The organism is Streptomyces bambusae, from assembly GCF_020532645.1.
In the GTDB taxonomy this organism is placed as follows: Bacteria; Actinomycetota; Actinomycetes; order Streptomycetales; family Streptomycetaceae; genus Streptomyces; species Streptomyces bambusae.
Genome location: NZ_JAJAUZ010000094.1, coordinates 1 through 26,879 on the forward strand (window position 1 = coordinate 1; position 26,879 = coordinate 26,879).

22 protein-coding genes are annotated in these 26,879 nt (G+C 72.2%); 6 read left to right on the top strand and 16 right to left on the bottom strand.

Annotated elements, in window-relative coordinates; translation table 11 throughout:
* The 3 genes from LG634_RS35215 to LG634_RS35225 all read left to right on the top strand — a co-directional run.
* Window positions 1–440: ferritin-like domain-containing protein (locus LG634_RS35215; protein WP_372482552.1), on the top strand; the 440-nt coding region annotated here is incomplete at its 5' end.
* 26 nt (window positions 441–466) lie between these two features.
* Window positions 467–1,369 (top strand): aminoglycoside phosphotransferase family protein, encoded by a 903-nt coding sequence (locus tag LG634_RS35220; RefSeq protein ID WP_226740238.1) that lies wholly within the window; start codon window positions 467–469, stop codon window positions 1,367–1,369.
* A 52-nt stretch (window positions 1,370–1,421) separates the two neighbouring features.
* Window positions 1,422–2,285: a slipin family protein gene (locus LG634_RS35225; protein WP_226740240.1), complete on the top strand. Its 864-nt coding sequence runs from the start codon at window positions 1,422–1,424 to the stop codon at window positions 2,283–2,285.
* Here the strand turns inward: LG634_RS35225 and LG634_RS35230 are convergent.
* From LG634_RS35230 to LG634_RS35270, 9 genes are all read right to left on the bottom strand, one after another.
* A complete protein-coding gene (locus LG634_RS35230) occupies window positions 2,242–2,820 on the bottom strand; it encodes a GNAT family N-acetyltransferase (protein WP_226740241.1) in 579 nt (192 codons plus the stop codon). The genes LG634_RS35225 and LG634_RS35230 overlap by 44 nt on opposite strands.
* A 95-nt stretch (window positions 2,821–2,915) precedes the next feature.
* The gene (locus LG634_RS35235; protein ID WP_226740277.1) at window positions 2,916–3,758 is read right to left on the bottom strand and encodes a GNAT family N-acetyltransferase; all 843 of its coding nucleotides are present in this window, start codon (window positions 3,756–3,758) and stop codon (window positions 2,916–2,918) included.
* A gap of 152 nt (window positions 3,759–3,910) precedes the next feature.
* Complete coding sequence (gene ispG / locus LG634_RS35240) at window positions 3,911–5,068, bottom strand: flavodoxin-dependent (E)-4-hydroxy-3-methylbut-2-enyl-diphosphate synthase (protein ID WP_226740243.1); 1,158 nt, start codon at window positions 5,066–5,068, stop codon at window positions 3,911–3,913.
* Between the two features lie 176 nt (window positions 5,069–5,244).
* Window positions 5,245–6,546, bottom strand: a complete 1,302-nt coding sequence (locus LG634_RS35245) for a M50 family metallopeptidase (protein WP_226740245.1) — start codon at window positions 6,544–6,546, stop codon at window positions 5,245–5,247.
* Window positions 6,543–7,793 (bottom strand): 1-deoxy-D-xylulose-5-phosphate reductoisomerase, encoded by a 1,251-nt coding sequence (gene dxr, locus LG634_RS35250; RefSeq protein ID WP_226740247.1) that lies wholly within the window; start codon window positions 7,791–7,793, stop codon window positions 6,543–6,545. Before dxr ends, LG634_RS35245 begins: the two co-directional genes overlap by 4 nt.
* A gap of 50 nt (window positions 7,794–7,843) precedes the next feature.
* Window positions 7,844–9,787: an acyl-CoA dehydrogenase family protein gene (locus tag LG634_RS35255; RefSeq protein ID WP_226740249.1), complete on the bottom strand. Its 1,944-nt coding sequence runs from the start codon at window positions 9,785–9,787 to the stop codon at window positions 7,844–7,846.
* A gap of 163 nt (window positions 9,788–9,950) precedes the next feature.
* The gene (locus LG634_RS35260) at window positions 9,951–11,396 is read right to left on the bottom strand and encodes an aldehyde dehydrogenase family protein (RefSeq protein WP_226740251.1); all 1,446 of its coding nucleotides are present in this window, start codon (window positions 11,394–11,396) and stop codon (window positions 9,951–9,953) included.
* A gap of 182 nt (window positions 11,397–11,578) precedes the next feature.
* Window positions 11,579–13,189, bottom strand: coding sequence for a PucR family transcriptional regulator (locus LG634_RS35265; protein WP_226740279.1), 1,611 nt, complete (start codon window positions 13,187–13,189; stop codon window positions 11,579–11,581).
* Window positions 13,190–13,285: 96 nt separating this feature from the next.
* Window positions 13,286–15,622 (bottom strand): ATP/GTP-binding protein, encoded by a 2,337-nt coding sequence (locus tag LG634_RS35270; RefSeq protein WP_226740254.1) that lies wholly within the window; start codon window positions 15,620–15,622, stop codon window positions 13,286–13,288.
* 222 nt (window positions 15,623–15,844) lie between these two features.
* Here LG634_RS35270 and gabT point away from each other — a divergent pair, with 222 nt between their 5' ends.
* Both gabT and LG634_RS35280 read left to right on the top strand, forming a co-directional pair.
* Window positions 15,845–17,179: a 4-aminobutyrate--2-oxoglutarate transaminase gene (gabT, locus tag LG634_RS35275; RefSeq protein WP_226740256.1), complete on the top strand. Its 1,335-nt coding sequence runs from the start codon at window positions 15,845–15,847 to the stop codon at window positions 17,177–17,179.
* A gap of 143 nt (window positions 17,180–17,322) precedes the next feature.
* Window positions 17,323–18,114: a phosphatase PAP2 family protein gene (locus tag LG634_RS35280; protein WP_226740257.1), complete on the top strand. Its 792-nt coding sequence runs from the start codon at window positions 17,323–17,325 to the stop codon at window positions 18,112–18,114.
* Here the strand turns inward: LG634_RS35280 and LG634_RS35285 are convergent.
* From LG634_RS35285 to LG634_RS35315, 7 genes are all read right to left on the bottom strand, one after another.
* Window positions 18,111–18,557: a hypothetical protein gene (locus LG634_RS35285; RefSeq protein WP_226740259.1), complete on the bottom strand. Its 447-nt coding sequence runs from the start codon at window positions 18,555–18,557 to the stop codon at window positions 18,111–18,113. The two genes, LG634_RS35280 and LG634_RS35285, sit on opposite strands and share 4 nt — an antisense overlap.
* Window positions 18,558–18,732: 175 nt before the next feature.
* On the bottom strand, window positions 18,733–20,151 hold the full coding sequence (locus LG634_RS35290; RefSeq protein WP_226740261.1) for an NAD(P)/FAD-dependent oxidoreductase: 1,419 nt from the start codon (window positions 20,149–20,151) through the stop codon (window positions 18,733–18,735).
* A gap of 29 nt (window positions 20,152–20,180) precedes the next feature.
* Entirely contained in the window at window positions 20,181–20,984 is an 804-nt protein-coding gene (locus tag LG634_RS35295) for an ABC transporter permease (RefSeq protein ID WP_226740263.1), read from the bottom strand.
* Window positions 20,984–21,913, bottom strand: a complete 930-nt coding sequence (locus LG634_RS35300) for an ABC transporter permease (protein ID WP_226740265.1) — start codon at window positions 21,911–21,913, stop codon at window positions 20,984–20,986. The genes LG634_RS35295 and LG634_RS35300 overlap by 1 nt, the downstream gene beginning before the upstream one ends.
* The gene (locus LG634_RS35305; RefSeq protein WP_226740267.1) at window positions 21,910–23,058 is read right to left on the bottom strand and encodes an ABC transporter ATP-binding protein; all 1,149 of its coding nucleotides are present in this window, start codon (window positions 23,056–23,058) and stop codon (window positions 21,910–21,912) included. Before LG634_RS35305 ends, LG634_RS35300 begins: the two co-directional genes overlap by 4 nt.
* A 47-nt stretch (window positions 23,059–23,105) precedes the next feature.
* Window positions 23,106–24,356: a polyamine ABC transporter substrate-binding protein gene (locus LG634_RS35310; protein ID WP_226740269.1), complete on the bottom strand. Its 1,251-nt coding sequence runs from the start codon at window positions 24,354–24,356 to the stop codon at window positions 23,106–23,108.
* A 51-nt stretch (window positions 24,357–24,407) separates the two neighbouring features.
* Window positions 24,408–25,922: a gamma-aminobutyraldehyde dehydrogenase gene (locus LG634_RS35315; RefSeq protein WP_226740271.1), complete on the bottom strand. Its 1,515-nt coding sequence runs from the start codon at window positions 25,920–25,922 to the stop codon at window positions 24,408–24,410.
* A gap of 174 nt (window positions 25,923–26,096) precedes the next feature.
* Between LG634_RS35315 and ybiA the strand changes: the two genes are divergently transcribed.
* Complete coding sequence (ybiA, locus tag LG634_RS35320; RefSeq protein WP_226740274.1) at window positions 26,097–26,663, top strand: riboflavin biosynthesis intermediates N-glycosidase; 567 nt, start codon at window positions 26,097–26,099, stop codon at window positions 26,661–26,663.
* Window positions 26,664–26,879: the final 216 nt, after the last annotated feature.

Below are 26,879 nucleotides of genomic sequence, written 5' to 3' on the forward strand. Positions count from 1 at the left end.
CGGCCGCGGCCGTCCTGCCGGCCGTGCAGGCGGCCCTGGCGGCCGAGCACGCGGCCGTGTACGGCTACGGCGTCGTCGGCGCCCGCAGCGCCGACGACCGGGCCGCCGAGGCCCGGCAGGCCCACGCCGGGCACGTCGCCCGCCGCGACGCCCTCACCCGTACGGTGCGTTCCCTCGGCGGCGCGCCCCGCGCCTCGGAGGCCGCGTACGCCCTGCCCGCGCCGGTGCGCACGCCGGCGGAGGCGGTCGGGCTGGCGGCCGGGATCGAGGACCGGATCGCGGGCGCCTACTCCGACCTGGTGCGGGCGGCGCAGGGTCCGCTGCGCCGCGGTGCGGCCGACGCGATGCGCGAGGCGGCCGTGCGGGCGGCACGCTGGCGCGGTGTCGGCGTAGCCTTCCCTGGGCTCACGGAACGACCGGAACGAGCCACGACGAGCTGAAAACCGCTGAAAGGGACCTCACAAGCATGGCTTTCGAACCGCCGGAGCGGCTTGTACGGGCGCTCGGCGAGATGCCCGGGGCCCCTGAGGAGCGCACCGCCGAATGGCTGGGCGCCCTGCCCGCCCTGACCGGGCGGGCCCTGGCCGAGCGCGGGCTCACCGCCCAGCGGGTCCAGGCCCCGGGCGGCCGCTCCAGCCTGGTGGTGCTGGTCCGGTACGCCGACGGCACGCCCGCCACGCTGAAGCTGGCCCCGCCGTGCGCCCGGCCCGACCGGGAGGAGGCCGCGCTGGCCCACTGGGGCGGCTTCGGCGCCGTACGGGTCCTCGACACCCGGCACGACGACGGCGGGCTGCTGCTGGAACGGCTCCATCCGGAGGTGTCGCTGCGCTCCCTGCCGGAGGCGAAGGCGCTGCTGGAGGCCTCGGGCACGATCCGCCGGCTGTGGGTGCAGCCGCCGGCCGGGCACCCGTTCGAGACCGTCGCAGAGCGCACCGGTCGGGAGGCGGAGCGGCTGCGGGAGGCGCCGGAGCAGTTGCGGGAACTGGCCGGGGCGGCGCTGGCGGCTCAGGACGAGCTGACGGCCGCACCGCCCGAGGAGCTGTTGCTGCACGGCGCGTTCCGGCAGGGCAAGGTGCTGGCGGGCGAGCGGGCGCCGTGGCTGGCGGTGGGCCCGGACCCGGTGGTCGGCGAGCGGGCGTACGACCTGGCGCGCCTGGTGCGGGACCGGCTGGACGACCTGGTCGCGGCGACGACGGGGGCCGCAGGCGTGCGGCGGCGGGTGAACCGGCTGGCTGAGTCCCTGGACGTGGATCCGGTCCGGCTGCGGGGCTGGACCCTGTACCGGGCGGTCGAGTCGGGGGCGCGCGCGGCGGCCGCCGGGCGGCGCCGGGAAGCGGAACTGCTGCTGGAGTTCGCGGGCTGGTTGTAGGACCGGCGGCCGGGCATACCGTAGGTGTAGGCACGCCTGGCAGGGGTCCGTCATGGTCGAGGAACTGCTGACGGCGGCGGTGGCCGCGGCCACCGGGACCGCCGTGTACGTCGGGGCCGCCGCCCGGGTGGTCAAGCAGTACGAGCGGGGCCTGGTGTTCCGCTTCGGTCGGCTGCGCGAGGGCGTGCGGCCGCCCGGTTTCACGATGGTCGTGCCCGGGGTGGACCGGCTGCACAAGGTGAACATGCAGATCGTGACGCTGCCGGTGCCGGCCCAGGAGGGCATCACCCGGGACAACGTGACGGTCCGGGTGGACGCGGTCGTGTACTTCAAGGTCGTCGACCCGGCGAACGCGATCGTCGAGGTGGAGGACTACCGGTTCGCGGTCTCCCAGATGGCGCAGACCTCGCTGCGTTCGATCATCGGCAAGAGCGACCTGGACGACCTGCTGTCGAACCGGGAGAAGCTCAACCAGGGCCTGGAGCTGATGATCGACAGTCCGGCGGTCGGCTGGGGCGTGCAGATCGACCGGGTGGAGATCAAGGACGTGTCGCTGCCGGAGACGATGAAGCGGTCGATGGCCCGTCAGGCCGAGGCGGACCGTGAGCGCCGGGCCCGGGTGATCAACGCGGACGCGGAGCTGCAGGCGTCGCGGAAGCTGGCGGAGGCGGCCGCGGTGATGTCCGACCAGCCGGCCGCGCTCCAGCTGCGGCTGCTGCAGACGGTGGTGGCGGTGGCGGCGGAGAAGAACTCGACCCTGGTGCTGCCGTTCCCGGTGGAGCTGCTGCGGTTCCTGGAACGTGCGGCCCAGCAGCAGGGGCAGCCACCGGCCGCGGCCGGCGCGCCGGAGCCGCCGGCCGCGGCGGATCCCGTCAGTCCTGCGGAGGCCGGACCAGCGGCAGTGGAGCGCCCATGACGGCGTACGGCTGCGCGGCGCTGGGGAAGTGCACCCGGCGGGCCAGGTCGGTGTAGCCGAGGGCCCGGTAGAGGCCGCGGGCCGGGCTCTCGATGTCGATGGCGGACAGGATCGAGCGGGGCTGGCCGGCGCCGTCGGTGATCTGCGTGATCAGGGTGCGGCCCACCCCGCGGCCCTGGAAGCCGGGGTGGACGTGGAGTTCGGTGATGACGAAGGCGTCGTCGAGCCAGTGCTCGCGGCCGCAGTCGCGCAGGTACGGCTCGACCACGCCGGACCACCAGTGGGCGCGGTCGTTGGGCATGCCGTAGACGAAGCCGACGAGTGCGCCCTCCCGGTCGGTGGCGCCGAGCGCGCGGGCCCCGGGGCAGTCCATGTGGCGCTGCACGATGTGCTGGCGGATGGCGATCTCGTCGTCGGTCAGACCGAAGGCGAGGGCCTGGACGTCGAGGGCCTCGTCGACGCGGGCGCCCAGGTCCAGCGGCCCGATCACGACTCCGGCGGGGAGGCGGGGGGTGCCCCCGGGTGCATGCGGCATGCCGCGACCTTACTTCGCCCGCCTGCGCGCCGGTACGGGAAAACGGCCCTGATCCCGCGGGGCCGGCGGGCCGGGCGGGCCGGCCGGCGGGCAGGTCAGAAGAGCACGCTCATGAACGCGCCGACCTCGCGGAAGCCGACGCGGCGGTAGGCGGCGCGGGCGGCGGTGTTGAAGTCGTTGACGTAGAGGCTGACCACGGGGGCGACGTCGCGGAGGGCGAAGTCCACCACGGCCGCCATGCCGGTCTCGGAGTGGCCGCGGCCGCGGTACTCGGGGGCCACCCAGACGCCCTGGATCTGGCAGGCCCGGGCGGTGGCCGCGCCGATCTCCGCCTTGAAGACGACCTTGCCGTCCTCGAAGCGGGCGAAGGAGCGGCCGGAACCGACGAGCTCGGCGACCCGGGCCTGGTAGAGCAGGCCGCCGTCACCGGCGAGCGGGGAGACCCCGACCTCCTCGGTGAACATGGCGACGCACGCGGGCATGATCGCGTCCATCTCGTTCTTGCGGACCCGGCGGACCAGCGGGTCGGGGGCGATCTCGGCGGACGGCTGCTCGGTCACCATCAGCGGCTGGTGGGCGCGGACGTCGCGGGCCGGGCCCCAGCTGGGTTCCAGCAACCGCCACAGCTGGGCGGTGGCCTCGGCGGGGCCGACGATGGAGGAGCAGCGGCGGCCGGTGCGCCGGGCGCGGTCGGCGAAGGCGCGGACGGCCTCCGGGGAGGCGCAGACGGGGACCAGGTTGGCGCCGGCGTAGCAGAGCGAGCGGAGTTCGCCGTTCGCGTACCAGCCCCACATCTCGCCGCCCAGGCGCCACGGGTCGAGCCCGGCCACCCGGACCCGCGAGGTGACGAAGGCGTTGGCGACGGGGTCGCGGTCGAGCACCTCAAGCGCGGCGTCGAGATCGCTGGGCTCGAGGACCCGGGTGGTGGTCTGCGTCAACACTGTCGGGGCCTCACCATGCAAGTCTGCTGATCTCCGCACTGTACCCGGCGGCAGGCCGCGGCGCCGCCCCGCGTCGGTCACGCAGCGGCCCCGGCACCCCCCGCGAGCTGCGCGGACGGGACCGGGGCCGGTGTGAAAGCGGTGGCGGATCAGACGCCGATGGCGACGGTGGGCTCGCCGCTCGGAATGCCGTCCTTCTCCATCTGCTCGGCGATCTTCATCGCCTCTTCGATGAGGGTCTCCACGATCTTGGACTCGGGGACGGTCTTGATGACCTCGCCCTTGACGAAGATCTGGCCCTTGCCGTTGCCGGAGGCGACGCCGAGGTCGGCCTCGCGGGCCTCGCCGGGGCCGTTGACGACGCAGCCCATGACGGCGACGCGGAGCGGGACCTCCATGCCCTCCAGGCCTGCGGTGACCTCCTCGGCGAGCTTGTAGACGTCGACCTGGGCACGGCCGCAGGACGGGCAGGAGACGATCTCCAGGCGGCGCTGGCGCAGGTTGAGGGATTCGAGGATCTGGATGCCGACCTTGATCTCCTCGGCCGGCGGGGCGGAGAGGGAGACCCGGATGGTGTCGCCGATGCCCTGGGAGAGGAGCGCGCCGAAGGCGACGGCGGACTTGATGGTGCCCTGGAAGGCGGGGCCGGCCTCGGTGACGCCGAGGTGCAGCGGGTAGTCGCACTGGGCGGCGAGCTGGCGGTAGGCCTCGACCATGACGACCGGGTCGTTGTGCTTGACCGAGATCTTGATGTCGCGGAAGTCGTGCTCCTCGAAGAGGGAGGCCTCCCACAGCGCGGACTCGACCAGCGCCTCGGGGGTGGCCTTGCCGTACTTCTTGAGCAGGCGGGCGTCGAGGGAGCCGGCGTTGACGCCGATGCGGATCGGGGTGCCCGCGTCCTTGGCGGCCCGCGCGATCTCCTTGACCTTGTCGTCGAACTGCTTGATGTTGCCCGGGTTCACCCGGACGGCGGCGCAGCCGGCGTCGATCGCCGCGAAGACGTACTTCGGCTGGAAGTGGATGTCGGCGATGACCGGGATCTGCGACTTCTTCGCGATGACCGCGAGGGCGTCGGCGTCGTCCTGGGTCGGGCAGGCCACGCGGACGATCTGGCAGCCGGAGGCGGTCAGCTCGGCGATCTGCTGGAGGGTGGCGCCGATGTCCGAGGTCCGGGTGGTCGTCATGGACTGCACCGAGACGGGCGCGTCGCCGCCGACGGCCACGGAACCGACCTGAATCTTGCGGCTGACCCGACGGTCGGCGAGCTTCGTCGGCACGGCGGGCATTCCGAGAGAAATCGCAGTCATCTGCTGTGCAACCCCAAGGTGTGGATCAAGGTCCCGATATCGGCGGGCTCCAGCCTTCGAGATTACGCCAACCAGAGGCCGCTCCGTGCATGCGCCCCGGGCCCGCCACCCGAACGTAGGGGGCCGGGCACAAAGCGTGCCCGGCCCCCTGCCGCCGCGGTATACGGACGTCCGCGCTACGAAATCTTGATCGGGTTGACCACGTCCGCGACCATCACGAGCACGGTGAAGCAGACGAACACGCCGGCCACGACGTACGCGACGGGCATCAGCTTCGCCACGTCGAACGGGCCGGGGTCGGGGCGGCGGAACAGCCGTGCGGTGTGCCGGCGGACCGACTCCCACAGGGCGCCCGCGATGTGCCCGCCGTCCAGGGGCAGCAGCGGCAGCATGTTGAACAGGAACAGCGACAGGTTGAAGCCGGCCAGCAGCTTCAGGAAGAACTCCAGCTGGTACTGCGGCGGGATGTCCAGACTGAAGATCTCGCCGCTGACCCGGGCCGCGCCGACGATGCCCATCGGGGAGTCCTGCTCGCGCTCGGCCCCGTTGAAGGCCGCGTCCCACAGCGCCGGGACCTTGCCCGGCAGGGCGACCAGCGAGTCCACGCCGGCCTCGAACATGTCGCCCATCTGGCCGACGGCCTGTCCGAAGGACTGGTCGACGTACCCGACGGCGGGGGCGAAGCCGAGGAAGCCGGCGGTGACGTACTCGTCCTTGACGTAGCGGCCGTCGCCGTCGGTCTTGGCGACCCGGTTCTCGATCAGGTCCGCGTGCAGGTCCAGGCGCTGTCCCGCGCGCTCCACGGTGAGGGTGGCGGGGCCGATGGTGCCGCGGATGTCCTTCTGCAGCGAGGACCAGTCGGCCACCTCGCGCCCGTTGAAGGCGACGATCCTGTCGCCGGCCTTGAGGCCGGCCGCCTTGGCGGGGGCCTCGCGGTCCTTGGCGGTGCACTCGGTGCGCTTCTCGCTCTGCTGGATGACGCAGGCGGACACCGAGCCGACGGTGGTGGTCTGGGTGTTGAGCCCGAAGGTCATCAGCACGCCGACGAAGATCACCACGGCCAGGACCAGGTTCATGAACGGTCCGGCGAACATCACGATGACGCGCTTCCACGGCTTGCGCGTGTAGAACAGCCGCTTCTCGTCGCCCGGCTCGAGCTCCTCGTACGCGGCCGACCGGGCGTCCTCGATCATCGTGCGGAACGGGGAGGTGGAGCGGACGGTGACCTTGCCGTCCTCGCCGGGCGGGAACATCCCGATCATGCGGATGTAGCCGCCCATCGGGATGGCCTTGATGCCGTACTCGGTCTCGCCCTTCTTCCGCGACCATATGGTCGGGCCGAAGCCGACCATGTACTGCGGGACGCGGATGCCGAACCACTTGGCCGTCGACAGGTGCCCCAGCTCGTGCCACGCGATGGAGACGAGCAGGCCGATCGCGAACACGACCATCCCGAGGACCGTCATGAGAAGGGTCATGCGCGCGCCTCCACTGCGGCCTTCGCCGCCAGCTCCCTGGCCCGGGCCCGGGCCCAGGTCTCCGCTTCGAGGACGTCCGCGAGGGTGAGCGAAGTTCCCGTACGCGGCGTCCCGTGGTCTTCGACCACAGCGGTGACGGTATCCGTGATTGCTGTGAACGGCAGCCGACCGGCGAGGAAGGCGTCGACGCATTCCTCGTTCGCCGCATTGAAGACGGCCGGTGCGGTGCCGCCGAGCGCGCCCACGTGCCGGGCCAGGCCGACGGACGGGAAGGCCTCGGTGTCCAGCGGGAAGAACTCCCAGGTGGAGGCCTTGGTCCAGTCGAAGGCGGGGGCCGCGTCCGGGACCCGCTCGGGCCAGCCGATGCCGAGGGCGATCGGGCCGCGCATGTCCGGCGGGGTGGCCTGGGCGAGGGTGGAGCCGTCCGTGAATTCCACCATCGAGTGGACGTACGACTGGGGGTGGACGACCACCTCGATGCGCTCGAAGGGGATGTCGTAGAGGAGGTGCGCCTCGATCACCTCCAGGCCCTTGTTCACGAGGGTGGCCGAGTTGACGGTGATCACGGGGCCCATCGCCCAGGTGGGGTGGGCGAGCGCGTCCTCCACGGTGACGCGGGCCAGCTCGGCGCGGGTGCGGCCGCGGAACGGGCCGCCGGAGGCGGTGACGACGAGCTTGCGGACGTCGGCGCGGCTGCCGGCGGCCAGCGCCTGGAAGAGGGCGGCGTGCTCGGAGTCCACGGGGATGATCTGGCCGGGCTTGGCCAGCGCCTTGACCAGCGGGCCGCCGACGATCAGCGACTCCTTGTTGGCGAGGGCGAGGGTGCGGCCGGCTTCGAGGGCGGCCAGGGTGGGCGCGAGGCCGATGGAGCCGGTGATGCCGTTGAGGACGGTGTGGCACTCGGAGGCGGCGAGCTGGGCGGCCGCGCCGGGCCCGGCGAGGACCTCCGGCAGCGGCTCTCCGCCGTACTGCGCGGCGAGCGCCTCGCGGAGGGCGGGCACGGCCGCTTCGTCGGCCACGGCCACCGTGGCGACCCGCAGCAGCCGGGCCTGCTCGGCGAGCAGGCCCACCCGGCCGCCGGCCGCGGACAGCCCGGTCACCCGGAACCGGTCGGGGTTGCGCAGGACCAGGTCCACGGCCTGGGTCCCGATGGACCCGGTGGAGCCGAGGACCACGATGTCCCGGCGGCCGTCCGCGGCGTCGAAGAGGAGGTGCGGGTCGGCGAGGGGGGCTGGACTGTCGCTCATCCCCCCATTGTTGCCGGTGCCCGCCCTCCTCGTGACCGGGCCTCCCGGGTTCAGCGGATCGGGCGGTGCACGTTCTTGTGCCGGGACGGGCCGGGGGTGGCGTCGGCGATCCAGGGCCCCTCGCCCGAGGGGTCGACGACGCCCTCTTCGAGCCAGGCGTATGTCCCGGACAGGACGCCGTCGACGACCTTGCGGTCGAGGTCGTCGGTGTTCGCCCAGAGGCGGCCGAAGAGCTCCTCGGTGCGCAGCCGGGACTGCCGGCAGAACGCGTCCGCGAGCTGATAGGCCTCGCGGCCGTGGTCACCGGAGACCCGCAGGTGCTCGGCGCGCACGCAGGCCGCGCTCATCGCGAACAGCTCGGCGCCGATGTCCACGATCCTGCCGAGGAAGCCCTGCTTGGTCTCCATGCGGCCCTGCCAGCGGGACATGGCGTAGAAGGTGGAGCGGGCGAGTTTGCGGGCGCTGCGCTCGATGTAGCGCAGGTGCGGGGAGAGGTCGGTGTGGCCGCGCGGGTGGAACTCGCGGAAGGTGCCGGGCAGCTGTCCGGAGCCGGCGGCCAGCCGGGGCAGCCAGCGGGCGTAGAAGCCGGCGGCGCGGGCGCCGGCGCGGGCCTTGTCGCCGAGGTCCTTGTCGGGGTCGATGAGGTCGCCGGCGACCGAGAGGTGGGCGTCGACGGCCTCCCGCGCGATCAGCAGGTGCATGATCTCGGTGGAGCCCTCGAAGATCCGGTTGATGCGCAGGTCGCGCAGCATCTGCTCGGCGGGTACGGCCCGTTCGCCGCGGGCGGCGAGGGAGTCGGCGGTCTCGAAGCCGCGGCCGCCGCGGATCTGGACGAGTTCGTCGGCCATCAGGCAGGCCATCTCGCTGCCGTAGAGCTTGGCGAGGGCCGCTTCGATGCGGATGTCGTTGCGGTCCTCGTCGGCCATCTGGGAGGCGAGGTCGACGACGGCTTCCAGGGCGAAGGTGGTGGCGGCGATGAAGGAGATCTTCGCGCCGACGGCCTCGTGCTTCGCGACCGGCCGGCCCCACTGCTCGCGTACGCCGGACCATTCGCGGGCGATCTTCAGGCACCACTTGCCGGCGCCCACGCACATCGCGGGCAGCGAGAGCCGGCCGGTGTTGAGGGTGGTGAGGGCGATCTTGAGACCGGCGCCCTCGGGGCCGATGCGGTGCGCGGCGGGCACCCGGACCTGGTGGAAGCGGGTGACGCCGTTCTCCAGGCCGCGCAGGCCCATGAAGGCGTTGCGGTGCTCGACGGTGATGCCGGGCGAGCCGGCTTCGACGACGAAGGCGGTGATGCCGCCGGGGTGGCCTTCGCTGCGGGGCACCCGGGCCATGACCACGAGCAGGTCGGCGACCACGCCGTTGGTGGTCCACAGCTTCACGCCGTCGAGCACGTACCCGTCCTCGCCGTCGGGGACGGCGGTGGTGGCGAGGCGGGCCGGGTCGGAGCCGACGTCCGGCTCGGTGAGCAGGAAGGCGGTGAGGTCGGTGGTGGCGCAGCGGGGCAGGAAGGCGTCCTTCTGCTCCTGGGTCCCGAAGATCTTCAGGGGCTGCGGCACGCCGATGGACTGGTGGGCGGAGAGCAGTGCTCCGATGGCGGGGCTGGCGGTGCCGACCAGGGCGAGGGCCTTGTTGTAGTAGACCTGGGTGAGGCCGAGGCCGCCGTACTTCGGGTCGATCTTCATGCCGAGGGCGCCGAGCTCCTTGAGGCCGCGGACGGTCTCGTCGGGGATGCGGGCCTCGCGTTCGATGCGGGCGCCGTCGATCTCGTGCTCGCAGAACTCGCGCAGCCGGGCGAGGAAGGCCTCGCCGCGCCGGACGTCCTCGTCGCCGGGGAGCGGGTGGGGGTGGATCAGGTCGAGCCGGAACCGGCCGAGGAACAGTTCCTTGGCGAAACTGGGTTTGCGCCAGTCCTGTTCCCGGGCCGCTTCCGCGACCTGCCGCGCTTCGCGTTCGGTCACCTTGGGCTGTGCGGGCTGTGTTGCGGACATGAGGGGACTCACCTCGCCGCCGAAGTCGGATGACTCATCGGATCGCCGGATTACCGGCTGGTGCTACCTGTGAGTCGTACCCGCTTCGCCCGCGCGGGAAAAGGGGGACGGCCGGAGCCCCCGCACAGTGGGCTCCGGCCGTCGGCCATGTGGGCGTACGGGATCAGAGGTCGAGGCCGGTCAGGACCAGGACGCGCTCGTACGTGTAGTCGTCCATCGCGTAGCGGACGCCCTCGCGGCCCACGCCGGACTGCTTGGCGCCGCCGTACGGCATCTGGTCGGCGCGGTAGGAGGGGGCGTCGCCGATGATCACGCCGCCGACCTCCAGCTCGCGGTGGGCGCGGAAGGCGGTCTGGACGTCGTGGGTGAACACGCCGGCCTGGAGGCCGAACTTGGAGTCGTTGACCTTGGCGAAGGCCTCGTCCGTGTTCTCGACCCTGTGCAGGGTGAGGACCGGTCCGAAGACCTCCTCGCAGGCCAGGGTGACGCCGTCGGGCAGGTCGGCGAGCACGGTGGGCTCGTACGAGGCGCCCTCGCGCTTGCCGCCGGCGAGCAGCTTGGCGCCCGCGGAGACGGCCTCGTCCACCCAGGACTCGACGCGCTTGGCGGCGTCCTCGGAGACGAGCGGGCCGACGTCGGTGGCGTCGTCGGACGGGTCGCCGGTGACCTGGGCCTGGACCTTGGCGACGACCTTCTCGGCGAGGCGGTCGTAGACCGAGGCGTCGGCGATCACGCGCTGCACGGAGATGCAGGACTGGCCGGCCTGGTAGTTCGAGAAGGTCGCGATGCGGGTGGCGGCCCAGTCGAGGTCGGCCTCGGAGGCCCAGTCGCCGAGGACCACGGCGGCGGCGTTGCCGCCGAGCTCCAGGGTGCAGTGCTTGTGGGGCACCGACTGCTGGATGGCGTAGCCGACGGTGTCGGAACCGGTGAAGGAGATGACGGGCAGGCGGTCGTCCTGGACCAGCGCCGGCATCTTGGCGTTGGCGACGGGCAGCACGGACCAGGAGCCGGCCGGCAGGTCGGTCTCGGCGAGCAGCTCGCCGAGGATGAGGCCGGACAGCGGGGTGGCCGGGGCCGGCTTCAGGATGATCGGCGCGCCGACGGCGATGGCCGGGGCGACCTTGTGGGCGCACAGGTTCAGCGGGAAGTTGAACGGGGCGATGCCGAGGACCGGGCCCTTGACGAAGCGGCGGACCAGCGCGAGGCGGCCGTTGCCGCCGGCGTCGGTGTCGAGGCGCTGGGACTCTCCGCCGTTGAAGCGGCGGGCCTCTTCTGCGGCGAAGCGGAACACGGACACCGCACGGCCGACCTCGCCGCGCGCCCACTTGATGGGCTTGCCGTTCTCGGCGGAGATCAGCTGGGCGATCTCCTCGGTGCGCTCGGCCAGGCGCTTGGACACGTGGTCCAGGGCGGCGGCGCGTACGTGCGCGGGGGTCGCGGAGAACTCCGCCGTCACGGCGTGCGCCGCGGCCACGGCCTCTTCGACCTGGGCGTCGGTGGGCACGCTGACGGTGCCGACGAGACGGCCGTCCCACGGGTTGTGGACGTCGAAGCTGTCCTCGCCGGTGGCCTGGCGGCCGGCGAGCCAGAAGGCGTGGGTGGAAGTCATGCGGGTCCCGGCCCTTCGGATCTGTGCGGTGGGGGTTGTCCCTCCCACCGTAGGGGGATCCGCCGATTTCGGCGCTTGTCCGCTCTGGAGCACGTTGCGGGGCGGCCGCTCCGGTTTGGCACTGTCCGGCCGGCCGGCCGGAGGTCACAGGCCGGCCGGAGCTCTCAGGCCGGCCGGAGGTCTCAGCCGCTGTCGGCGTCCGCGGCGACGGGGACGGGGACGGCGGTGGGGACGGGGGCGCTGGTGGCCTTGAGGGCGAGCCACAGCTCCATGCGGACGTCCGGGTCGTCGAGGGAGCGGCCGAGGATCTCCTCGACGCGCCGCATCCGGTAGCGCAGGGTGTGGCGGTGCACGCCGAGGTCGGCGGCCGCGGCGTCCCACTGGCCGTGCCGGGAGAGCCAGGCGTGCAGGGAGGCGACGAGGTCGCCGCGGCCCTTCTCGTCGTGTTCGCGCAGGGCGCGCAGGGTGCCGTCGGCGAAGGCCCGGACGGCGTCATCGGCGAGCAGCGGCAGGACCGAGCCGGCGGCCAGCTCCTCGTGTTCGACGAGGGCGCGGCCGCGCCGGCGGGCGACGGCGAGGGCCTGGTCGGCCTGGGTGAGGGCCTCGGGGGCGGTCTGCGGGCGGGCCGGGGCGGAGAGTCCGACGACGAGGTCGGCGCGGTGCTCACCGCTGCCGGGCTCGCCGCCTTCGAGGGCTTCGGTGTGGTCGATGCAGGCCTGGAGGGCGGCCCCGCCGTCGGTGGCGAGGACGACGAGGCGGCCGGCGGCGGGCTCGGGGACGACGAGGACGGGTTCGCCGGCGCGGGCGGCGGCGGATTCGACGGCGTCGGCGAGCAGGGCCAGCGGTTCGGGGGCCGTGGCCTGGGCGAGGACCAGGCGGAACGGCCGGTCGAGCAGGCCGGCGTGCAGGGCGCCGGCGACCGGCAGGGCGTGGGCGTACTGGCCTTCCAGCAGCATGCTGAGGACGGCCGCGCCGAGCCGGGCCTCGGCATCGTGCAGGGAGCGGGACCGTTCGGTGATGAGGGTGAGCAGGGCGACGGCGGAGTGGACGGCGTACCGCTCGGCGGTGCCGAGGGGGGCGCCGGTGCCGACGGCGAGGGCGCCGCGGGGGCGGCGGCCGGTGCCCAGGGACTGGAGTTCGACGCGGTCCTCTGCGCCGCCCACGACGGCGCTGGCGGGGGCCGGGCGCTCGCGGAGCCGTTCCACGTCGGCGGTGAGGCGGGCGGCGCGGCGGGCGGCCCAGTCGGGGGCGGCGGCGACGACCATGCCGGAGGCGTCGTAGAGCGCGGCCCAGCCCTGGACGTGGGCGGCGAGGCGGCTGAGGAGTTCGGCGGGGCCGTCGGCGGAGAGGGCGGCCCGGGTGAGTTCGCGCTGGGCCTCGAAGCCGGCGGTGACGGCGCGGTACTGGTCGGCGGCGAGGGCGGCGGAGACGGCCTTGCTGATGGCGAGGAAGGGGGTGCGGCGGGGCACCTCCAGGAGCGGCAGGTCCTCGGCGCGGGCCGCTTCGAGGAGGGCCTCGGGGATCTCCTCGTAGTTGACGCCGATGGCGAAGCCGATGCCGACGACACCGGCGCCGGCGAGCCTGCGCACGTAGCGACGCATTTCGTCGGGGTCGCCGGCGTCCAGCTTCATCGCCGTGATCAGCAGCAGTTCCCCGCCCTCCATGTAGGGGACGGGGTCGGCGAGCTCGCTGACGTGGGCCCAGCGGACCGGGGTGTCCAGCCGGTTCTCCCCCGCCCGGACGCGGAGCTTGAGCGCCGAGTGCTGGACGAGCGAGGCGAGGGTGAGCGGCATCGGCACCGGGGCTTTCAGGGGGAGCAGCGGGACGGGTTTTCGCCGTGGCGTATGAACGCCGTAGTTCGATTCTGCCACCTCGTCAGGGTCGGGACATCAGCCGTCCAGATCCACGAGGAGCGGAGGGGTGCGCTCCCCGCGGACCGAGGTCAGGGACAGCACCGCGTGGCCGGCCGGGACGGCGTGCGCGAGCTCGGAGGCCGACCAGCGCTCCCGTTCGACCTGGCGGACGGTGACGGCGTCGGTGGTGACGGCCTTGCCGGTGACCAGCTTGCGGAAGGAGTTGACCATGCGGGTGAGCGGCTGGTCGGCGTAGACGGTGCGGCTGGTGACGTCGCGGGCCTCCACCCATTCGGTGCCCCACGCCTCGGCGAACCGCTTGCCGTCCCAGGTGGTGACGCCGGAGAACGCCATCCGGCAGCCGACCGCTCCGAACAGCGGAGTCCGCAGCTGCTCCGGTACGTCGTCCAGGGTGCGCAGCGGCAGCACCACGCCGGCGTGGGCGGAGCGCAGCCGCTGGACGGCGCGGACGGTCTCGGCCGTGAGGGTGTGCGCGGCGTCGTCGAGGACCAGGCAGGCGAACAGGGAGCGGTCGGTTCGGGCGGCGGCGCCGGCGGTGAACTGGGCGAGGAGCAGCCGGGCCAGCATCCGGGAGGCCTCGGCGTGGCCGCGCTCGGGCAGGTCGATGCGGACCCGCAGCGGGTGTTCGAGGGAGCGCAGGGAGAACGGGCGGCCGCGGCCGGAGGTGTCGAAGAAGCCGGCGAAGGCGGGGCGGTCGAGGAGGGCGATGCGGTCGGCGAGGAGGGCGGCGGGGTCGGCGGCGGACCCGGCCTGCCGTTCCCGGGCGTCGAGCTCGCGGAGCATGGCGTGCTCGCCGGCGGCCTGGAGGGCGGTGCGCAGGGCGGTGTGGGCGGCGGGGCCGCCGTCGAGGAGTTCGCGCAGTTCGGGGACGGCGGGGAAGCGGCCGTGGGCGGCGCGGAACGGGCCGAGCAGCTGGGCGAGCACGGTGGCGGCCCGTCGGCTGCCCTCGCCGGGTGCCTCGCCGGCGAGGCCCTCGGCGAGCAGGGCGGCGGCCTCGTCGGGGTCGGTGGTGCCGCCGTAGAGGTCGAGGTCGTAGACGGAGGCGGGGTCGCCGATGCGGACCACGACGTCGTACGCCTCGTCCGGGCCGAGCGGGGTGCCGGCGGCGGCGACGGCGATCACGGCGGCCTGGCCGGCCAGGGCCTGGAGGGCCAGGGATTCGACGACGGGCCGCACCAGGCGGCGGGTCTTGCCGGCGCCGGAGGGGCCGACGGCGACGAGGGAGGTGCCGAGCACGTCGGGGTCGAGTGCGAGTCCGGTGCCGCGGCGCGGGTACGGGTTGCGGGCGCCGGGGTCGACGGTGCCGATGCGGACCTGCCGTACGACGAGGTCGTGGCGGGCGGCCCGGACCGGGAGGTCGCGCGCGGTGGAGGGGTGGACGCAGGCACCGGCCCCGCGCTCCCGCACGGCGTCGCCGAAGGCCCGCAGCCGGGTCGGATCGGCCTGCACGGACTGCCAGGCCCGCCGGATCCGCACGTAGTCCACGTCGTTCATCCGCCCGCTCGCGGCCTCCCCGGCCAGCCGGTCGGCCACGTCCCCCAGCCCGGCAGCCCGCAGGGGGGACCAGCCTGCGGGGTCGGCTTCGGGGCTCGGCACGGAAGGCACAGGAGGCAAGGGGGCGGCTGCTGTACGGCGGCCAGTCCAACCTGCCAAGCGGGCAACGAACCACAGGAGAGGCAGATAGATCGCGCAGTACAGCAGGAGGCCCACAGCGCCGAGTGACGTCATGCCGAGCTTCTCGTACGGCAGGTGGCTGAAGGCAAGCGGATGGACCGGAAGCACCTGCGACTGCACGAGGGCGAAGGTGACGACCGCAGTCGCCGCGGCGAAGCCGACCCGGGCGCCTCGGCCGCGTTCAGCAACGAGGCGGTCGAAGGCGATTCGCCAGCTGCCGAGGCGTCCGAATCCATACAGCAGGAGACCGGTCAGCATGAGCCGGTACGCCTCCAACGTGGCCATGGCAGCATGGCCCTCGGGGCGGCCGAGCTCCCACCAACCCCTGGGGGTAAACAGCTTCGGCAGCAAATCCCAGTACGGGATGTAACCGTTCTCCAGCAGGGACCACAGCAGGACGCACGCGAGGAAGGAGATGGCGGCGCCGCTGGCCAGTGCCCGGTCGGGCGTGCTGTCGGACTGCTCTGCCGGGCGGGGTACGTGGCCTTGTCGCCAGACGCCGGGCTCAGCGTCGGGTCGGGGTGCGCGCAGCCACTCAGCGAGAGCCGGCCCAGTGCCCGGGGCGTGAGCAGGCAGCGGAGGCACCCACGGTGCGCTTCCCGGAGGGACGGCCGGGGGTCCGGCCGGACGGGGTACCTCCGTGTTCCTGGCCGTACCGTGCGTGCCTTCGGTGTCCATGAACCCCTGCCCCCTGACGGTGATTCCGTACTGCGCCGCTCAATCTAGTGCCCCCCGCCTGCCGTGACGGTGATACAGGCATCCGCGGCGCGACACTCCCTATGGCCGCCGCGGACAAGGACACGCGGGGACCACTCCCTCGTGGAGCATGCCTCGGACCCCCTGCCGGGCCTAGCCTGCGGACAAAGACACAAGTGCGTCCGAAACCCCCCAGGAGCCTCCATGACTGCTGTCCCGCAGGAGCGCAAGCTCGTCACCGCGATTCCCGGCCCGAAGTCGCAGGAGCTGCAGGCCCGGCGCCTGAACACGGTGGCCGGTGGCGTGGGCTCCGTGCTGCCCGTCTTCACGGCGCGCGCGGACGGCGGCATCATCGAGGACATCGACGGCAACCGCCTGATCGACTTCGGTTCCGGCATCGCCGTGACCTCCGTGGGCGCCTCCGCCGAGGCCGTCGTGCGCCGCGCCTCGGCGCAGCTGGCCGACTTCACCCACACCTGCTTCATGGTGACCCCGTACGAGGGCTACGTCGAGGTCTGCGAGGCCCTCGCCGAGCTGACCCCGGGCGACCACGCGAAGAAGTCGGCACTGTTCAACTCCGGCGCCGAGGCCGTCGAGAACGCCGTCAAGATCGCCCGTGCGTACACCAAGCGCCAGGCCGTCGTCGTCTTCGACCACGGCTACCACGGCCGCACCAACCTCACGATGGCGCTGACGGCGAAGAACATGCCGTACAAGCACGGCTTCGGCCCGTTCGCCCCCGAGGTCTACCGCGTGCCGGTCGCCTACGGCTACCGCTGGCCCACCGGCCCGGAGAACTGCGGCCCCGAGGCCGCCGCCCAGGCCATCGACCAGATCACCAAGCAGATCGGCGCCGAGAACGTCGCCGCGATCATCATCGAGCCGGTGCTCGGCGAGGGCGGCTTCATCGAGCCGGCCAAGGGCTTCCTGCCGGCGATCGTGAAGTTCGCCAACGACAACGGCATCGTCTTCGTGGCCGACGAGATCCAGTCCGGCTTCTGCCGCACCGGCCAGTGGTTCGCGTGTGAGGACGAGGGCATCGTCCCCGACCTGATCACGACCGCCAAGGGCATCGCGGGCGGTCTGCCGCTCGCCGCCGTCACCGGCCGCGCCGAGATCATGGACGCCCCGCACGCCGGCGGCCTGGGCGGCACCTACGGCGGCAACCCGGTGGCCTGCGCCGGTGCGCTCGGCGCCATCGAGACCATGAAGGAGCTCGACCTCAACGCCAAGGCGAAGAAGATCGAGTCCCTGATGAAGGCCCGTCTGACGGCCATGCAGGAGAAGCACGAGATCATCGGTGACGTTCGCGGCCGCGGCGCCATGATCGCCATCGAGCTCGTCAAGGACCCGGTCGCCAAGACCCCGAACCCGGAGGCCGCGGCCGCGCTGGCCAAGTACTGCCACGCGGAGGGCGTCCTCGTCCTCACCTGCGGCACGTACGGCAACGTGCTCCGCTTCCTGCCGCCGATCGTCATCGGCGAGGACCTCCTGAACGAGGGCCTGGACGTCATCGAGGCCGCGCTCGCGGCCATCTGATCGAACGTCTGGAACGTCTGTCCGGACACCACGGCGCGGTACCACCGGTAACCGGCGGGCGCTGTGAAGATGGTGTGGGGGGCCGATGGCGGGTGCGCATTCCTGCTGTCGGTCCCCTTTCCGCTGCCGTACGGTTTCTGCAGATGAGTGAAACACCTCGGCCGCAGGGCACTGCGGACGACTCCGGTTCCGGGCTTCCCCAGCTCCGATCCGGGCATGCGCTCGCGCACACTCCTCACCGACCGGACGGCTGCCCGCCCCACACCCCCCGGGGCGCAGGCCGCACCGGTCCGGCCGGCCGTCGCGGAACCATCCCCCCTGTTCCGGGACGGCCGGCCCTTCTCGTTCTCCTGCCGCTCGCCGCGCTGGTCCTGTTCGCGCTGGCCACCTGGCAGGTGCTCGTCTCCGGGCCGCTGCTGGTGCCGGACGAGCGGATCAGCCGGGCGGTGGTGCGTACCGTGCCGGATCACGTCACCGAGCGGCTCGCGGACCTCGGGAACATCCCGGTCGCGGTGCCGGTGCTGGCACTGGCGATGGGGTACGCGTACCGGCGCGGGCGGTCGTGGCGGGCGCCGGTCGCCGCGGGGGCGGCGATGGCGCTGGTGCCGGCGGTGATCGTGCCGCTGAAGGAGTGGACGGGGCGGCCGGGGCCGCTGGAGCCGTGGGCTTCCGGCTACTTCCCGTCCGGGCACACGGCCACGGCGGCCGTCGCGTACGTGGGTGCGGCGCTGCTCGTCCGGCCGTACGTCCGGCACCGCTGGCCGGTGCCGGCCGCGCTGCTCCTGACGGCGGCCACCGCTGCCGGACTGGTCCTCCGCGGCTTCCACTGGCCGCTGGACGTGGCCGCCAGCCTCCTCCTGAGCGCCCTCCTCCTCACCCCCCTGTGGCTCCGCCCCGGAGACCGGGGCGGGCAGGAGTCCGACGACGGATCCTAGGTCGGGTCGCCGGCGGCGGCTTCGTGGAGGGCCAGTTCCAGCAGGACCGGGTCGGTCAGGGTGCCGGCGGCGTCCGGGGGGACGACCCAGTGGATGCCGCCGCACTCACGCGCAGGGTGCGGGACGGCGATCCAGGTACCGGACCCGGCGGCCCTGATGCCGGTGCCCAGCCACCGCGCCGCCGTCCCCGGCGGCACGAAGAACCCCAGCCGGTCCTCGCCGAAATCCGCCAGCACCGGCCCCGTCCGCACCACCAGCCGGCTCAGCACAACGAACGCAGGCCGCGCCAGATCACCCGGCAGGATCAGCACGTCCCACCGCCGCCCGGCCGGCAGCAGCACCACCCCCAGCGGGTTGCGCTCCCACTCGAAGCGGCAGGCCGCCGGATCCGGCGCCGCCCCCGCCAGCCACTCCAGCGCACCCCTGACCCCCGCTGTGTTCATCGCCCGGTCTCCTCGTTCGTAGAAGCAGTCCTACGAGGCGAGACCGGGCCGGGTCCGGATCGTGACGCGGGTCCGCACCCCGCCTGGGAGCACGGGGGCGCACGCGCGCCAGGGTGGTGCGCCCCACGGCCGGGGGCGCACCACCCTGGATGATCGGATCAGCGGCCCGGCCGGCTCAGCTGTCGAAGCCCAGCCCGAACCGGTCCAGCGTCTTCAGCCACAGGTTCCGCCGCCCGGCCCGCTCGTCGGCCCGCGCCAGCGACCACTTGGTCAGCGAGATCCCGGTCCACTTGAACGGCTCCGGCGGGAACGGCATCGGCTTCTTCCGCACCATCTCCAGCTCGGTGCGCTCGGTCCGCTCCCCCGCGAGCATGTCGAGCATGACGTCGGCCCCGAAGCGCGTCGCGCCCACCCCGAGCCCGGTGTAGCCGGCCGCGTACGCGACCTTGCCCGAGTGCGCGGTCCCGAAGAACGCGGAGAACCGCGCACACGTGTCGATCGCCCCGCCCCACGCGTGGCTGAACCGGATCCCCTCCAGCTGCGGGAAGCAGTGGAAGAAGTGCCCGGCCAGCTTGAGGTAGGTCTCCGGCCGGTGGTCGTACTCGGAGTCCAGCTTGCCGCCGTACGGGTAGATGGCGTCGTAGCCGCCCCACAGGATCCGGTGGTCGGGCGTGATCCGGAAGTAGTGGAACTGGTTGGCGCTGTCGCCCAGCCCCTGCCGCTTCTTCCAGCCGATCGCGTCCAGCTGCTCCGGCGACAGCGGCTCGGTCATCAGCGCGTAGTCGTAGACCGGCACGGTGTACGGGCGGATCCGCTTGACCAGGGACGGGAAGATGTTCGTGCCGAGCGCGACCCGGCGGGCCAGGATCCGGCCGTACGGGGTGCCGACCGCCATGCCGGGCCCGCTGGACTTCAGCGACAGGCCGCGGGTGTTCTCGTAGATCCGCACGCCCAGGCCGAGGCAGGCCTCCTTCAGGCCCCAGGCCAGCTTCGCCGGGTTGAGCATGGCCACGCCGCGGCGGTCCCACAGGCCGCCGAGGAAGGTCGGCGAGTCGATCTCGGCGCGCAGCGCGTCGCGGTCGAGGAACTCGTACCCGTCGCCGAGGCCCAGCCGCTCCGCCTCCGCGTGCAGCTCCTTCAGCTCCTCGACCTGGTGCGGCTCGGTGGCGACGTCGATCTCGCCGGTGCGCTCGAAGTCGCAGTCGATGCCGTAGCGGGCGACGGCCTCCTCGATGGCGTCGAGGTTCCTGGCGCCCAGCTCCTCCAGTTTGGCGAGCTCGTCGGGCCAGCGGGTGAGACCGTTGTAGAGGCCGTGGGTGAGCGAGGCCGCGCAGAAGCCGCCGTTGCGGCCGGAGGCGGCCCAGCCCACCTCACGGCTCTCGATCAGTACGACGTCCCGCTGCGGGTCGCGCTCCTTGGCGAGGAGGGCGGTCCACAGCCCGCTGTAGCCGCCGCCGATGACGAGGAGGTCGCAGTGCTCGTCCCCGGTGAGGGCGGGATGCGGTGCGGGCTTGCCGGGGTCGTCGAGCCAGTACGAGACCGGCAGTGCTTCGGAAAGGGATGAGGCAACGGTACGCATGGCGACTGGGGCCATGGTTTCCAACTCCTAACGGAACTGCTTGCTCAGTGCTTCTGCTTCTGCCGCCGGCTGCTGACGACCTGGCCGGCGAGGACCACCAGCACCGCGATGACGAACATCGCCGTGCCGATGACGTTGATCTGCACGGGCGTACCCCGCTGCGCCGATCCCCACACGAACATGGGGAAGGTGACGGTGTTGCCCGAGTTGAAGTTCGTGATGATGAAGTCGTCGAAGGACAGCGCGAACGAGAGCAGTGCTCCGGCCGCGATGCCGGGGGCCGCGATCGGCAGCGTCACCCGCAGGAAGGTCTGCACCGGCCCGGCGTACAGGTCGCGGGCCGCTTCCTCCAGCCTCGGGTCCATCGAGAGCACGCGCGCCTTGACGGCGGCCACGACGAAGCTGAGGCAGAACATGACGTGCGCGATCAGAATCGTCCAGAAGCCCAGCTCGATGCCCATGTTCAGGAACAGGGCGAGCAGCGAGGCGGCCATCACGATCTCCGGCATGGCCATCGGCAGGAAGATCAGCGAGTTGACCGCGCCGCGGGCCCGGAACCGGTAGCGGACGAGCGCGAAGGCGATCATCGTGCCGAGCACGGTGGCGCCTATCGTCGACCACAGGGCGATCTGGAGGGACAGCGAGAGGGAGCCGCACATGTCGGCGACCCCGCACGGGTCCTTCCAGGCCTCCAGGGAGAACTCCTGCCAGGCGTAGTTGAACCGCCCGGTGGGGTTGTTGAACGAGAACACCGTGACGACGACGTTCGGCAGGGTCAGGTACGCGAGGGTGGCCAGGCCCGCGATGACGACGAGGTGGCGGCGGAGCCAGCCCAGGGGTGCGCTCATCAGACCAGGTCCTCCGTCCCCGCTCGGCGGATGTAGATGGTGACCATGATCAGCACGATGGCCATGAGGATGAACGACAGCGCGGCCGCCGTCGGGTAGTCGAGGATCCGCAGGTACTGCGACTGGATGACGTTTCCGATCATCCGGGTGTCCGTGGAGCCGAGCAGCTCCGCGTTGACGTAGTCGCCGCTCGCCGGGATGAAGGTGAGCAGGGTGCCGGAGACCACGCCCGGCATGGACAGCGGGAAGGTCACCTTGCGGAAGGTGGTGGCGGGCGTGGCGTACAGGTCGCCGGCCGCCTCGTGGAGCCGGGTGTCGATGCGCTCCAGCGAGGTGTACAGCGGGAGGATCATGAACGGCAGGAAGTTGTAGGTCAGACCGCAGACCACGGCGAGCGGGGTGGCCAGCACCCGCTCCCCCTCCGTCATGCCCAGCCAGCTGGTGACGTCGAGGACGTGGAGGGTGTTGAGGGCTTCGACCACCGGGCCGCTGTCGGCCAGGATCGTCTTCCAGGCCAGGGTGCGGATCAGGAAGCTGGTGAAGAACGGCGCGATCACGAGGATCAGCAGCAGGTTGCGCCAGCGTCCGGCCCGGAAGGCGATCAGGTACGCCAGCGGGTAGCCCAGCAGCAGGCAGAGCACGGTGGCGGTGCCCGCGTACAGCAGGGAGCGCAGGAACTGCGGGTAGTACTCGGTGAAGGCGTCCCAGTAGGTCTGGAAGTGCCAGGTGACCTGGAAGCCCTCTTCGAGGGATCCCGTCTGCACGGAGGTCGAGGCCTGGTAGGCCATCGGGAGGACGAAGAACACCAGCAGCCACAGGATGCCGGGGAGCAGCAGCCAGTACGGCACCAGCCGCTTGCGGACGGAGGGCTTGTGGACCGGCGGCTCGGCCTCGGGAGCGGGCGCGGGGGGCGCCGCGGTGGCCGTCATGCGCCTTCCTCCACGGTCTCGGTCCCCGCGTCGATGTCCTGGGCGGCGTCCAGGCCGAAGGTGTGCTCCGGGTTCCAGTGCAGGACGACCTCGGTGCCGGGGGTGAGGCGGGCGTCGCGCTCGATGTTCTGGACGTACACCTCCAGCTCGGCGCAGACCGGGCTGTCGACGACGAACTGGGTGGACACGCCGATGAAGGAGGAGGCGGTGATCCGGCCGGTGACCTTGTTCCGGCCGGCCGCGATGGTGTGCTCCTCGTCGGCGGGGACCAGCGAGAGCTTCTCCGGGCGGACGCCGACCAGCAGCTTGCCGCCGGTGCGGGGTGTGGTCGAACATCGCGCGCCGGGCAGCCGCAGGGTCGTTCCTGCAGCGGAGACGACGACCTGGTCGCCGGCCGACTCGACGGCCGCCTCGATCAGGTTGGAGGTGCCGAGGAAGTTCGCGACGAAGGTGGTGCGCGGGTTCTCGTACAGGTCGGCGGGGGCGCCCAGCTGCTCGACCCGGCCGCCGTTCATGACCGCGACCGTGTCGGCCATGGTCATGGCCTCCTCCTGGTCGTGGGTGACGTGCACGAAGGTGATGCCGACCTCGGTCTGGATGCGCTTGAGCTCCAGCTGCATCTGGCGGCGCAGCTTGAGGTCGAGGGCGCCGAGCGGCTCGTCGAGGAGCAGGACCTGCGGGTGGTTGATGAGCGCGCGGGCGACGGCGACGCGCTGCTGCTGGCCGCCGGAGAGCTGGTGCGGCTTCTTGCGGGCGTGCTCGCCGAGCTGGACCAGTTCGATCATCTCGTCGACCTGCTTCTTGACCGACTTGATGCCGCGGCGGCGCAGGCCGAACGCGATGTTCTCGAAGATGTCCATGTGCGGGAAGAGCGCGTAGCTCTGGAACACGGTGTTGACCGGGCGCTTGTACGGCGGCAGGTGGGTGACCTCCTGCTCGCCGAGGCGGACGGTGCCGGTGGAGGGCTCCTCCAGGCCGGCAATCATGCGCAGCGTGGTGGTCTTCCCGCAGCCGGACGCGCCGAGCAGGGCGAAGAACGAGCCCTGCGGGATGGTCAGGTCCAGCGGGTGCACTGCGGTGAAGGAGCCGTAGTGCTTGCTGATGCCGGTGAGGCGGACATCGCCGCCCGCGGTCTTGTCAGTCATGGGTCGCGGTCCCAAAGGGTGGTGTCGGAAAGGAGCGGGAACGCCGGTCAGGCGCCGATGAGCTTGGCGAACTTCTCCTCGTACGCCGTCTCCTCCGCGCTGCTCAGGGAGCGGAAGGCGCGGGACTTCGCCGCCATGGCCTTGTCGGGGACGATCAGGGTGTTGTTCGCGAGCTCCGGGTCGATCTTGGCGAGCTCGTCCTTGACTCCCTCGACGGGGCAGACGTAGTTGATGTACGCGGCGAGCTGGGCGGCGACGGGGAGCTCGTAGTAGTAGTCGATGAGCTTCTCGGCGTTGGCCTTGTGCCGGGCCTTGGCGGGGACGAGCAGGTTGTCGCTGGAGGTGATGTAGCCGGCGGCGGGGATGGCGAACTTGATGTCCGGGTTGCCGGCCTGGAGCTGGATGACGTCGCCGGCCCAGGCGACGCAGGCGGCGAGGTCGCCCTTGTCGAGGTCGGCGGTGTAGTCGTTGCCGGTGAAGCGGCGGATCTGCTTCTTGTCGACGCCCTTCTGGAGGCGTCCGATGGCCGCGTCGTAGTCGGCGTCGGTGAAGTCCGCCGGGTCCTTGCCCATGTCGAGCAGGGTCATGCCGACGGTGTCGCGCATCTCGGTGAGGAAGCCCACCCGGCCCTTGAGTGCGGGGTCGTCGAGGAGCTGGGTGACCGAGTCGACCTTCCGGCCGCGGGTCGCCTTCGCGTTGTAGGCGATGACGGTGGAGATGCCGGTCCACGGGTACGTGTACGCGCGGCCCGGGTCCCAGTCGGGGCTGCGGAACTGCGGGGACAGGTTCGCGAAGGCGTGCGGCAGGTGCGAGGGGTCGAGCTTCTGGGCCCAGCCGAGCCGGATCATGCGGCCGGCGAGCCAGTCGGTGACCACGATCAGGTCGCGGCCGGTGTCCTGGCCCGCGGCGAGCTGGGGGCGGATCTTGCCGAAGAACTCGACGTTGTCGTTGATGTCCTCGGTGTACTTGACCTTGATCCCGGTGCGTTTGGTGAACGCCTGCAGCGTGGGGCGGGACTTCTCGTCCTCGCTGACGTCCATGTACTCGGTCCAGTTGGAGAAGTTGATCGTCTTCTCCGTGGCCGAGTGGTCGTCGGAGGCCGGTGCGTCGCCGCCCTCGCGCTTGGCGGGCGGGATGCCGCAGCCGGCGAGGCCCGCGAGGCCGCCGACCGTGAGCGCCCCGACGCCGGAGGCGCGCAGCAGCGACCGGCGGGTGAGGGCCCCGCGGCCGCTTTCGAGGCTGCGCCGCATCGCGGCAAGCTGGACCGCGGAGAGGCGGTCGGGCTCGTACTGCTCCATGCGCTGTGCCCTTTCGGGTGTCGTGTTGTCCGCCGGTCGAGCGGAGCGCTGCTATCGGTCCCCGAAGATCGTGCGGTGCCAGTCCTTGGCCGCCACCGCGGTGTTGTCGTACATCACGTGCTTGACCTGCGTGTACTCCTCGAAGGAGTACGCCGACATGTCCTTGCCGAAGCCGCTGGCCTTGTAGCCCCCGTGCGGCATCTCGCTGATGATCGGAATGTGGTCGTTGACCCAGACGCAGCCGGCCTTGATCTCGCGGGTGGCGCGGCCGGCGCGGTAGACGTCGCGGCTCCAGGCGGAGGCGGCGAGGCCGTACGGGGTGTCGTTGGCGAGCCGGATGCCCTCGTCGTCGGAGTCGAAGGGCAGCACGACGAGGACCGGGCCGAAGATCTCGGACTGGACCACTTCGCTGTCCTGGGCGGCGCCGGTGATCAGGGTGGGCCGGTAGTAGGCGCCGGCGGCCAGCTCGCCCTGCGGGGCCTCGCCGCCGGTGACGACGGTGGCGTAGCCGCGGGCCCGCTCGACGAAGCCGGCGACGCGGTCGCGCTGGGCGTGGGAGACCAGCGGGCCGAGGTCGGTGCCGGGAGCGAACGGGTCGCCCAGCCGGACGGTCTCCATCAGCTCGGCGGTACGGGCGACGAAGGCCTCGTAGACGGGGCGCTGGACGTAGGCGCGGGTGGCGGCGGTGCAGTCCTGGCCGGTGTTGATGAGGGAGCCGGCGACGGCGCCGTGGGCGGCGGCCTCGATGTCCGCGTCGTCGAAGACGACGAAGGGGGCCTTGCCGCCGAGCTCCAGGTGGAGCCGCTTGACGGTGGCGGTGGCGATCTCGGCGACCCGCTTGCCGACGCCGGTGGAGCCGGTGAAGGAGGTCATGACCACGTCGGGGTGGCCCACCAGGTGCTCGCCGGCGACCCGGCCCGCGCCGGTGACGATGTTGACGACGCCGTCGGGGATCCCGGCCTCCTTCGCCGCCTGGGCGAACATCAGGGAGGTCAGCGGGGTCAGCTCGGCGGGCTTGAGCACGATCGTGTTGCCCGCGGCGATGGCCGGGAGGATCTTCCAGGCGGCCATCTGGAGCGGGTAGTTCCACGGCGCGATCGAGCCGACCACGCCGATGGCCTCGCGGCGTACGTACGAGGTGTGGTCGCCGGAGTACTCGGCCGCGGCCTGGCCCTGGAGGTGCCGGGCGGCGCCCGCGAAGAACGCGGTGTTGTCGATGGTGCCCGGAACGTCGAACTCGGTGCTCAGCTTGAGCGGCTTGCCGCACTGCACCGACTCCGCGAACGCGAAGTCCGCGGCCTGCTCGGTGAGGACGGCGGCCAGCCGGTGCAGCGCGTCGGAGCGCTCGCCGGGGGTGGCGGCGGACCAGGCGGGGAAGGCCGCCTTGGCCGCGGCGACGGCCGCGTCGACGTCGGCGGTGGAGGCCAGCTCATAGGTGAGCACGTCCTCTCCGGTGGCCGGATCGACCACGGTGTGCGACTGTCCCGAGGTACCGGACCTGAGCCGCCCGTCGATGTACTGCGCACCGTCTGCGAAGCGGTCTTTGATCTGGAATCGGTTGCCCATCACGCTCTCCGTAGCTCCAGCTCGAATTGATTGCCGATCCTGACAGAGGCATCAGCCTCCGCCAAGTGATTCCGTTGTTGCCTTTTGATTACGCGACGGAATCGGTCGACCATGTGTCGCGTCGATCCGTAAATCCCGTACGAAGTGTCCGTGGCGAGTGCCAGACTCGCGTGCATGGAGAAGATCGACAAGCTGATCGAGCAGGTCAAGCGTGGTGACCGGGTGAAGTACCTGCCGTTCTGGGGCCACCGGCCGCGTCCGGACGGGTCGCTGGGGCCGAGCTGTCTGAGCCAGTGGTGGCCCTCTCCGTTCACCGTCGGTGACGTCACGTATGCAACGGCGGAGCACTGGATGATGGCCGGCAAGGCGCGGCTGTTCGGCGATCCGGAAGCGGAGGCGACGGTGCTGGCCGCCCGTACTCCGGCCGAGGCGAAGAAGGCCGGGCGGCTGGTACGGGGCTTCGACGACGCGGTGTGGAAGCGCGAGCGGTTCGCGATCGTGGTGGCCGGAAGCGTGCACAAGTTCGCGTCCTCGCCTGAGCTGGCGGGGTATCTGCTGGGCACCGGTGAGCGCGTCCTCGTCGAGGCCTCCCCCCTCGACCGCATCTGGGGCATCGGCCTCGCCGCGGACGACGAGCGTGCGCTCGACCCGTCCCGGTGGCGGGGCCTCAACCTCCTGGGCTTCGCCCTGATGGAAGCCCGCACCCGACTCCGCACCACACCCGGCCCCGCCGGCACCTGAGCCCCTGCGGGGCAGCTCCAGCCCCTCCGGCGCTTGAGGAGCGGGTCCGGGCAGAGCCCCGAGGGCTGGCGCCGCCACCCCCAGCCCCTCCGGCGTTTGAGGAGCGGGTCCGGGCAGAGCCCCGAGGGCTGGCGCCGCCACCCCCAGCCCCTCCGGCGTTTGAGGAGCGGGTCCGGGCGGAGCCCGGTGCCCGGCGCCAGCCGGGTTGCAGTTCTT

What these genes read in the sequence shown, in the direction of transcription:
- gabT (WP_226740256.1), top strand. Translation starts at nt 15,845, where the DNA reads ATGACTGCTGTCCCGCAGGAGCGCAAGCTCGTCACCGCGATTCCCGGC.
- LG634_RS35300 (WP_226740265.1), bottom strand. Translation starts at nt 21,913, where the DNA reads ATGACGGCCACCGCGGCGCCCCCCGCGCCCGCTCCCGAGGCCGAGCCG.
- LG634_RS35225 (WP_226740240.1), top strand. Translation starts at nt 1,422, where the DNA reads ATGGTCGAGGAACTGCTGACGGCGGCGGTGGCCGCGGCCACCGGGACC.
- LG634_RS35220 (WP_226740238.1), top strand. Translation starts at nt 467, where the DNA reads ATGGCTTTCGAACCGCCGGAGCGGCTTGTACGGGCGCTCGGCGAGATG.
- LG634_RS35295 (WP_226740263.1), bottom strand. Translation starts at nt 20,984, where the DNA reads ATGAGCGCACCCCTGGGCTGGCTCCGCCGCCACCTCGTCGTCATCGCG.
- ybiA (WP_226740274.1), top strand. Translation starts at nt 26,097, where the DNA reads ATGGAGAAGATCGACAAGCTGATCGAGCAGGTCAAGCGTGGTGACCGG.
- LG634_RS35265 (WP_226740279.1), bottom strand. Translation starts at nt 13,189, where the DNA reads ATGCCGCTCACCCTCGCCTCGCTCGTCCAGCACTCGGCGCTCAAGCTC.
- LG634_RS35230 (WP_226740241.1), bottom strand. Translation starts at nt 2,820, where the DNA reads ATGCCGCATGCACCCGGGGGCACCCCCCGCCTCCCCGCCGGAGTCGTG.
- LG634_RS35315 (WP_226740271.1), bottom strand. Translation starts at nt 25,922, where the DNA reads ATGGGCAACCGATTCCAGATCAAAGACCGCTTCGCAGACGGTGCGCAG.
- LG634_RS35285 (WP_226740259.1), bottom strand. Translation starts at nt 18,557, where the DNA reads ATGAACACAGCGGGGGTCAGGGGTGCGCTGGAGTGGCTGGCGGGGGCG.
- dxr (WP_226740247.1), bottom strand. Translation starts at nt 7,793, where the DNA reads ATGAGCGACAGTCCAGCCCCCCTCGCCGACCCGCACCTCCTCTTCGAC.
- LG634_RS35310 (WP_226740269.1), bottom strand. Translation starts at nt 24,356, where the DNA reads ATGGAGCAGTACGAGCCCGACCGCCTCTCCGCGGTCCAGCTTGCCGCG.
- LG634_RS35245 (WP_226740245.1), bottom strand. Translation starts at nt 6,546, where the DNA reads ATGACCCTTCTCATGACGGTCCTCGGGATGGTCGTGTTCGCGATCGGC.
- LG634_RS35270 (WP_226740254.1), bottom strand. Translation starts at nt 15,622, where the DNA reads ATGGACACCGAAGGCACGCACGGTACGGCCAGGAACACGGAGGTACCC.
- ispG (WP_226740243.1), bottom strand. Translation starts at nt 5,068, where the DNA reads ATGACTGCGATTTCTCTCGGAATGCCCGCCGTGCCGACGAAGCTCGCC.
- LG634_RS35305 (WP_226740267.1), bottom strand. Translation starts at nt 23,058, where the DNA reads ATGACTGACAAGACCGCGGGCGGCGATGTCCGCCTCACCGGCATCAGC.
- LG634_RS35280 (WP_226740257.1), top strand. Translation starts at nt 17,323, where the DNA reads ATGAGTGAAACACCTCGGCCGCAGGGCACTGCGGACGACTCCGGTTCC.
- LG634_RS35260 (WP_226740251.1), bottom strand. Translation starts at nt 11,396, where the DNA reads ATGACTTCCACCCACGCCTTCTGGCTCGCCGGCCGCCAGGCCACCGGC.
- LG634_RS35255 (WP_226740249.1), bottom strand. Translation starts at nt 9,787, where the DNA reads ATGTCCGCAACACAGCCCGCACAGCCCAAGGTGACCGAACGCGAAGCG.
- LG634_RS35290 (WP_226740261.1), bottom strand. Translation starts at nt 20,151, where the DNA reads ATGGCCCCAGTCGCCATGCGTACCGTTGCCTCATCCCTTTCCGAAGCA.